Source organism: Mycobacterium sp. IS-1556, from assembly GCF_001499985.1.
In the GTDB taxonomy this organism is placed as follows: domain Bacteria; phylum Actinomycetota; class Actinomycetes; order Mycobacteriales; family Mycobacteriaceae; genus Mycobacterium.
Window position 1 is genome coordinate 193,867 of the sequence record NZ_LQIM01000042.1, and the last position, 7,190, is coordinate 201,056.

Below are 7,190 nucleotides of genomic sequence, written 5' to 3' on the forward strand. Positions count from 1 at the left end.
TTCCGATGCCATGACGACGACTCCCACCCGTAGCGCGCCCACGCGCCGACACCTGCGCGGGCTGCGCCCACTGCTGCTCCGATTGCATTTCTACGCCGGCGTTTTCGTCGGCCCGTTCATCCTGATCGCCGCCGCCACCGGACTGCTGTACGCGGTGATCCCCCAGATCGACAACGCGGTACACCGCCACGAGGTCACGGTCGACCGCGTCGGCCAGCAGCGGCTGCCACTGGCCGAGCAGATCCGCGCCGCGCGGGCCGCCCACCCCGAGGGGACGGTGGAAAGCATCCGCCCACCCGCCGCCGCCGACGAGACGACACGCGTGACGCTCGCCGTCGACGACGTACCGCCCGACTACGCGCGCACGGTCTTCGTCGACCCGTACAGCGGCGAGGTTCGCGGCGCGCTGACCACCTACGGCCAGTGGATGCCGCTGCGCGCCTGGTTCGACGAACTGCACCGCAACCTGCATCTCGGCGTGGTGGGCCGCAACTACAGCGAACTCGCCGCGAGCTGGCTGTGGGTGATCGCGCTGGCGGGGTTGGCGCTGTGGTACCTGCACCGCCGCGACACGAAGAAGCTGCGCCGCATCGCCGTGCCCGACCGCGACAAGACCGATCGCCGCCGCACGCTGTCCTGGCATGGCGCGGTGGGGGTTTGGGTCATCGTGGCGCTGCTGGGGTTGTCGATCACCGGCATCACCTGGTCGCGGTACGGCGGCGAGACCGTCAATCTTCTCCAGGAGCGGTTGAACACCACCGCGCCGACGGTCGACACGACGTTGGCGCAAGCGGCCGGCAGCGACATCCGGGGCGGGCATCAGCACGGTGGGGTGTCTCCGACAGGTGGTGACGCCGCGCTGCACGGCGCGGACACGGCGCTGCGCACCGCGGTCGACGCGGGACTGCGTGGGCCGATGTGGATGTACCCACCCGCCGAACCCGGCCACGGCTGGCAGGTCGCGGAGAACAAGCGCGACTGGCCGACCCGACACGATGCGATCACCGTGAACCCCCACACCGGTGCGATCACCGACCGTGTCGACTTCGCCGAGTGGCCGGTCCTGGCCAAGCTCACCGACTGGGCCATCGACGCACACATGGGCGTCCTGTTCGGCGTTCCGAACCAGATCCTGTTGGCGCTCACCGCGATCGGGCTGATCACGATTGTCGCGCGCGGTTACGTGATGTGGTGGCGACGACGACCGACGCGCGGAACGGCTTGGGCAGTGGGACGTCCGCCGCTGCGCGGCACCCTTCGCGGTCTGAACCCAGTCGCGGTCACCGCGCTGGCCGTCGTCGCGCTCGCCCTGGCCTGGGCGCTGCCGTTGTTCGGGCTCAGCCTCGCGGCATTCATGGTCGTCGACCTCTTCGTCGGCGCGGTCAAGAAACGTAAAGAAGAAAAGAAGCAGGAGACGAAAGCCCATGTCTGACAATCGGTATCGCAAAGCTTTGCTACTCGCGGCGACGGCGACGGTCGTTGCCGCGGGTTGTACGACGCAGGCCCACCACGATGAAGAGCCGATGGCGTCGGCGGTGACCATCGCCGACCAGTGGGCAAGCTCGGCGGAGACGGGTATGGCGGCGGTGTTCGGCACCTTCACCAACACCGGACACCACGACGCCCGCATTGTCAAAGGAACCTCGGATGTGGCGGGCCGAGTCGAAGTCCATGAGGTCGCGCCCGGCGCCACCGGCGTCAAGACGATGCGCCCCAAGGAGGGCGGCATGACAATCCCGGCCGACGGCTCACATGCGTTGGTGCCCGGCGGAGATCACCTGATGTTGATGGACCTCACGCAGCCGCTGCCGCCGGGTTCAGAGGTCACCCTGACCGTCGAGTTCGAGGACGGCTCGACGCTGCCCGTCACCGCGCAGGTGCGTGACTTCGCCGGGGCGGACGAGGACTATCAGCCGTCGACCGGCGGGTCGGCGCCGCACGACGATCATGGCTGAGCGCTCGACCGGCGCCTCCTTGCGGCTCAACCGCCGGCGGCTCCTCGCGGGCAGCGCCGCCGCGGTGGCGGCCGGGGCGACGCTCACACAATGCAGCATCGCGCAGTCCGCGGTCCCGGCGGAACCGTTCGACCGCGCCGTCGAACCGTTTCACGGCAAGCATCAGGCCGGCGTCGCGACGCCACCACAGACGCACGCACTGTTCGTGGCGCTCGACCTGACACCGCAATCCCGGCGCAGTCCGCGTGAGACGCTGGCCGCGGTCCTCAAACTGTGGACCTCGGACGCCGCGCGGTTGACGCAGGGCACTCCCGCGCTGGCGGATACCGAACCCGAACTGGCATACCGGCCGGCCCGCCTCACCGTCACCGTGGGCCTCGGGCCAGGTCTCTTCGACCGGATCGGGTTGGCACACCGGCGCCCGCGATCTCTGGCTGAACCGCCCGCCTTCACCACCGACCGGCTTCAACCGCAGTGGTGTGGCGGGGACCTCCTGCTGCAGATCTGCGCCAACGATCCGGTCACCGTCGCGCACACCGGCCGGGTGCTGCTGAAGAACGTCCGCACCATGACCACTCAGCGCTGGCGGCAGACCGGATTCCGCAACGCAATCGGAAACGGTGAGGGCGCCAGCATGCGCAACCTCATGGGCCAGATCGACGGTACCGCCAACATCACCGACGAGGCGGGCTTCGACCGGCACGTATGGGACGCCGGAGACGATCAGCGGTGGTTCGACGGCGGCACGATCCTGGTGTTGCGCCGGATCCGCGCCGAGATGGACACCTGGGACGAACTCGACCGCAGCAGCAAGGAACTCACGGTCGGGCGTCGAATCGACACCGGTGCACCGCTCACCGGACAGCGGGAGTTCGACGAACCGGACTTCTCCGCGACCGAGAACGGCATCCCGGTGATTCCGCCGAACTCGCACATCGCGCTGGCCCGGCACCGCAACGAGAACGAACAGTTCCTCCGCCGTCCCTACAACTTCGACGACCCTCCGCCCGCCGGACGAACAACCGAAAGCGGCCTGATTTTCGCTGCCTATCAACGTGATCCGGCCGCGCAGTTCATGCCGGTTCAGCAGCGTCTCGCGGCATCGGATGCGCTGAACGAGTGGATCACCACGATCGGGTCGGCGACGTTCGCGATCCTGCCCGGAGTCGAGCCAGGCGGATATCTCGGCCAGACGCTGCTGGCATAGCCGGCCGTGTACCCGAATGCCGGCAAGGGTAGGCTGGTCAGCGCAACTGGTTTGTCGGCGACCCGACTTCGGGGACGAAGTCGGAACATCGACATCGAGTGCCGTATGCCAGTCCGGGTGCGGCGCGAGAGGGAACCCGGTGAGAATCCGGGACTGTCCCGCAGCGGTATGCAGGAACGACCGCCGTCACCAGCACTGGCCCCGACGGGCTGGGAAGCGACGGCCACTAGGTGCGCGATCTCCTCGCGCGGGCCTGCGAGTCCGAAGACCTGCCAGCTGTACCGGACGCGCCGCGCCCGGTGGTGCATCGCCTCGTGGAATGGGCTGTGGCCGAAGCCGGTTCGATGCCGTGCTCGGCTGGACGTCTACTGGCGATGACCATCCGCTGCACCGATGAGGACGTCGTCATGACCGCAAGACCATTCACCGCCACCATCCTCGGTACGCCGCGCATCGGGCCGAACCGGGAACTCAAACGCGCCGTCGAGAAGTACTGGGCGGGCCGGGTCGACCGCGCCGAACTCGAGTCCATCGCCGCGCACCTGCGCCGCGATACGTGGCATGCGCTCACCACCGCCGGCCTGGACTCCGTTCCTGTCAACACCTTTTCGTACTACGACCATATGCTCGACACCGCCGTGATGGTCGACGCGCTGCCGCAACGGGTCGCCGAGGTGCCCGACGAAGTGGACCGCTATTTCGCGGCCGCGCGCGGCAATGACGCCATCACTCCCTTGGAAATGACCAAGTGGTTCGACACCAACTACCACTACCTCGTACCCGAACTGGGCCCGCAGACCGGTTTCGCGCTGAACCCCGCCAAAATTCTGGGCGAACTCGAAGAGGCCCGCGCGCAGGGTGTTCCGGCCCGTCCGGTGGTCGTCGGGCCGATCACCTTCCTCGCCTTGAGCAAGGCGGTCGACGGCGCGGTTGCGCCGATCGAGCGGCTCCGCGAACTCCTCGTCGTGTACGGCGAGTTGTTGCAGCTGCTCGCCGAACGGGACGTGGAGTGGATGCAGCTCGACGAGCCGGTGCTCGTCACCGACATCGTCGATAACGCAGGCGAACTCGCCGAAGAGGCCTATCAGTTCCTCGGGCGGCTGGCAAAGCGTCCGGCGATCTTCGTGGCCACCTACTTCGGCGAGCACACCGACGCGCTGCCCGCACTGGCGCGCACGCCGGTCGAGGCGATCGGCGTCGACCTGGTCGCCGGCAGTGGGTCATCGGTCGCCGCGGTGCCTGAACTCGCGGACAAGCTGCTGGTCGCAGGTGTGGTCGACGGGCGCAACGTCTGGCGCTCGGACCTCGAGGCCGCCCTCGGGACACTGGCCACGCTGCTGGGCTCTGCGGGCCACGTCGCGGTATCGACATCGTGCTCGACGCTGCACGTGCCGTACTCCCTCGACGCCGAGCCGGATATCGATGCCGCGCTGCGCAGTTGGCTGGCATTCGGATCCGAGAAGGTTGCCGAAGTGGTGACGCTCGCCCGAGGCTTGAGAGAGGGACGCGACGCGGTCTCCGGTGAGGTGGCCGCGTCGAACGCGACCGTAGAGGCGCGGCGAGCGGATCCGCGATTGAACAACGGCCATGTCCGGTCGCGGATTTCGTCGATCGTGGCGTCCAGGGCCCAGCGCGGGCCCGCGGAAGAGCGTCGCGCCGGGCAGCAGGCTCGGTTGAAGCTGCCGCTGCTTCCGACCACGACGATCGGCTCCTATCCGCAGACGTCGGCCATCCGGGTGGCACGCGCGGACCTGCGCGCCGGCACCATCGACTTCGCGGAGTATGAGCGCCGGATGAAGGCCGAGATCGCCGATGTCATCAGGTTGCAGGAGGAACTCGGTCTCGACGTGCTCGTCCACGGTGAGCCCGAGCGCAACGACATGGTGCAGTACTTCGCCGAACAACTCGACGGGTTCTTCGCGACGCAGAACGGCTGGGTGCAGTCCTACGGCAGTCGGTGCGTACGCCCGCCGATTCTGTACGGCGATGTGGCCCGGCCCAAGCCGATGACCGTGGATTGGATCGCCTATGCGCAGTCGCTCACCGACAAGCCGGTGAAGGGCATGCTCACCGGTCCGGTCACCATCCTCGCCTGGTCGTTCGTGCGCGACGACCAGCCGCTGGCCGACACGGCGGCCCAAGTCGCGCTGGCGATCCGGGACGAGACGGTCGACCTGCAGGCGGCGGGTATCGCGATCATCCAGGTCGACGAACCCGCCTTGCGCGAACTGTTGCCGTTGCGCGCCAAGGACAAAGACGACTATCTGCGCTGGGCGGTCGACGCGTTCCGATTGGCGACCTCGGGTGTGGCGGACTCGACGCAGATTCACACTCACCTGTGCTACTCGGAGTTCGGTGAGGTCATCGGCGCGATCGCGGACCTCGACGCCGACGTGACGTCGATCGAGGCGGCGCGCTCGCACATGGAGGTGCTGGCCGACCTCAACGCGGCCGGGTTCGCCAACAGCGTCGGACCTGGGGTCTACGACATCCATTCACCGCGCATCCCGGGCGTCGAGGAGATGGCGACAGCGTTGCGCGAAGCTTTGAACTCCGTTCCTGCCGAACGTCTTTGGGTCAACCCCGACTGCGGCCTCAAGACCCGCAAGACCGACGAGGTGACTGCCTCGCTGCGTAATCTCGTGGCCGCTGCCAACGAGGTCCGCGGCGGTTAGAACGGGCTGCTGTTCTGCTGCCAGCGCGCCTCTTCTGGACGGGGCCCGAAGCGGCGGGCATAGTCCTCGTGCATCCGCGCGTCCTTGCGGCGCTTGATTTCGTCGACGAGGTTCGGGTCCAGCCCGTGCTGGGCCAGGCGGTGCCGACGCCAAATCTTGTTGAGCGCCAACGCCATCAAGATAGCCCAGATGTAGATCGGCACAGTCATTTCCAAGTGCACGTAGAGCGACGCGGGAAGTAACCAGAACGGAGCCAGGACAAGCAGCGGAGGTATCGCCATCCGGATCATGTGGCGACGGAGGGCGCCCGGGCCTGCCAGGTCGCGCGCCACCCACTCGCGCATGGAGTCGGGCAGGCGGCGTCCATACGAGTAGGTCAGGTATTGGACGATGCCGGGACGAGCTGCAGCCATAGTTACTCCTCGGGTGGTCAGTCGGCTAGCGCGCCCGCAGCGAGGGCGGCGGTGTTCACGCGGGTCAGCACGTTGCGAAGGTGTTCGAGCTCGTCGAGGTCGACGCCCAGGCGCTCGACCACCGCAGGCGGGATCTTCAGCGCGCGTCGCCGGAGCCGCACACCCTCTTCGGTGAGTCGCACATCGGTGGCACGCTCGTCTTCAACGCTGCGTGATCGGGTGATCAGACCGAGCGACTCGAGTCGTTTGAGCATCGGCGACAGTGTCGCCGAGTCCAGCTGCAGCGCGCGGGCGATGTCCTTGACCGACAACGGCTTCGTCGGAGCGTCGCCGCTACCGCCGGACTTGTGATGGTCCCACAACGCCAACATCACCAGGTATTGAGGATGGGTGAGGCCGAGTGGTTCGAGCAGGGGACGGTAGACCGCCAGCACCGCCCGGTGGGTGACCGCTAGCGCGAAACAGACCTGCTGTTTGAGCGCGAGGGGATCGACCTTGGGCGGAAGCGACGTGGTCACATATCCATGGTGTCCTAATAGTTAGTGGCCTAGCAATGTACTTCTGGTCACATGGGTTTCGCCAGAGGTGGAACGGGCGACCCTGCTCGCATGTCAACGCCGAACGACCCGCCGGCCACGCCGAAGGACGCGACCAAGGTCACCGAGGAACAGCGTGCCCTGCAGGACGATCTGGATCACCGCAACGACGACCCCGAGGCGCCGGGCGGCCATCAGGATCGCCACGACGTCGCCGACGAAACCTGACTTGCTGGCAACGGGACGACGACGTAGTGGTAGGCCGCCGCGCTGACGAGGCCTGAGATCGAACCTCGCCACAGTTGGGTCCGCTCCTTCATTGAGCCCCTGTCTGACGTCGGTTGATCCTTGACGAATCTGTTTCGGTTGATCCTTGACACTCGGTGTTAGTGGTTTAGGCCTGC

Annotated in this window: 7 protein-coding genes and 1 riboswitch; of the genes, 5 read left to right on the forward strand and 2 right to left on the reverse strand. The window is 67.3% G+C overall.

All coding sequences use genetic code 11. The features are described from left to right. Positions 1–10: 10 nt before the first annotated feature. From AU187_RS24765 to metE, 4 genes are all read left to right on the forward strand, one after another. Complete coding sequence (locus AU187_RS24765) at positions 11–1,432, forward strand: PepSY-associated TM helix domain-containing protein (RefSeq protein ID WP_059100283.1); 1,422 nt, start codon at positions 11–13, stop codon at positions 1,430–1,432. Further along, the gene (locus AU187_RS24770) at positions 1,425–1,955 is read left to right on the forward strand and encodes a copper chaperone PCu(A)C (RefSeq protein WP_059100282.1); all 531 of its coding nucleotides are present in this window, start codon (positions 1,425–1,427) and stop codon (positions 1,953–1,955) included. The genes AU187_RS24765 and AU187_RS24770 overlap by 8 nt, the downstream gene beginning before the upstream one ends. Further along, positions 1,948–3,162: a Dyp-type peroxidase gene (locus tag AU187_RS24775; RefSeq protein ID WP_059100281.1), complete on the forward strand. Its 1,215-nt coding sequence runs from the start codon at positions 1,948–1,950 to the stop codon at positions 3,160–3,162. Before AU187_RS24770 ends, AU187_RS24775 begins: the two co-directional genes overlap by 8 nt. 84 nt (positions 3,163–3,246) lie before the next feature. Further along, a riboswitch (cobalamin riboswitch) is annotated at positions 3,247–3,448 on the forward strand. Between the two features lie 121 nt (positions 3,449–3,569). Next, a complete protein-coding gene (metE, locus tag AU187_RS24780; protein ID WP_059100286.1) occupies positions 3,570–5,837 on the forward strand; it encodes a 5-methyltetrahydropteroyltriglutamate--homocysteine S-methyltransferase in 2,268 nt (755 codons plus the stop codon). On the opposite strand, the gene AU187_RS24785 is transcribed toward metE, so the two are convergent. Next, positions 5,834–6,250, reverse strand: a complete 417-nt coding sequence (locus AU187_RS24785; RefSeq protein ID WP_059100280.1) for a DUF5313 domain-containing protein — start codon at positions 6,248–6,250, stop codon at positions 5,834–5,836. The two genes, metE and AU187_RS24785, sit on opposite strands and share 4 nt — an antisense overlap. A gap of 17 nt (positions 6,251–6,267) precedes the next feature. Then, positions 6,268–6,768: a MarR family winged helix-turn-helix transcriptional regulator gene (locus AU187_RS24790; protein WP_059100279.1), complete on the reverse strand. Its 501-nt coding sequence runs from the start codon at positions 6,766–6,768 to the stop codon at positions 6,268–6,270. Positions 6,769–6,858: 90 nt separating this feature from the next. On the opposite strand from AU187_RS24790, the gene AU187_RS25745 reads away from it, so the two are divergent. Further along, complete coding sequence (locus tag AU187_RS25745; RefSeq protein WP_172800353.1) at positions 6,859–7,014, forward strand: hypothetical protein; 156 nt, start codon at positions 6,859–6,861, stop codon at positions 7,012–7,014. The last annotated feature ends 176 nt before the right edge of the window (positions 7,015–7,190 follow it).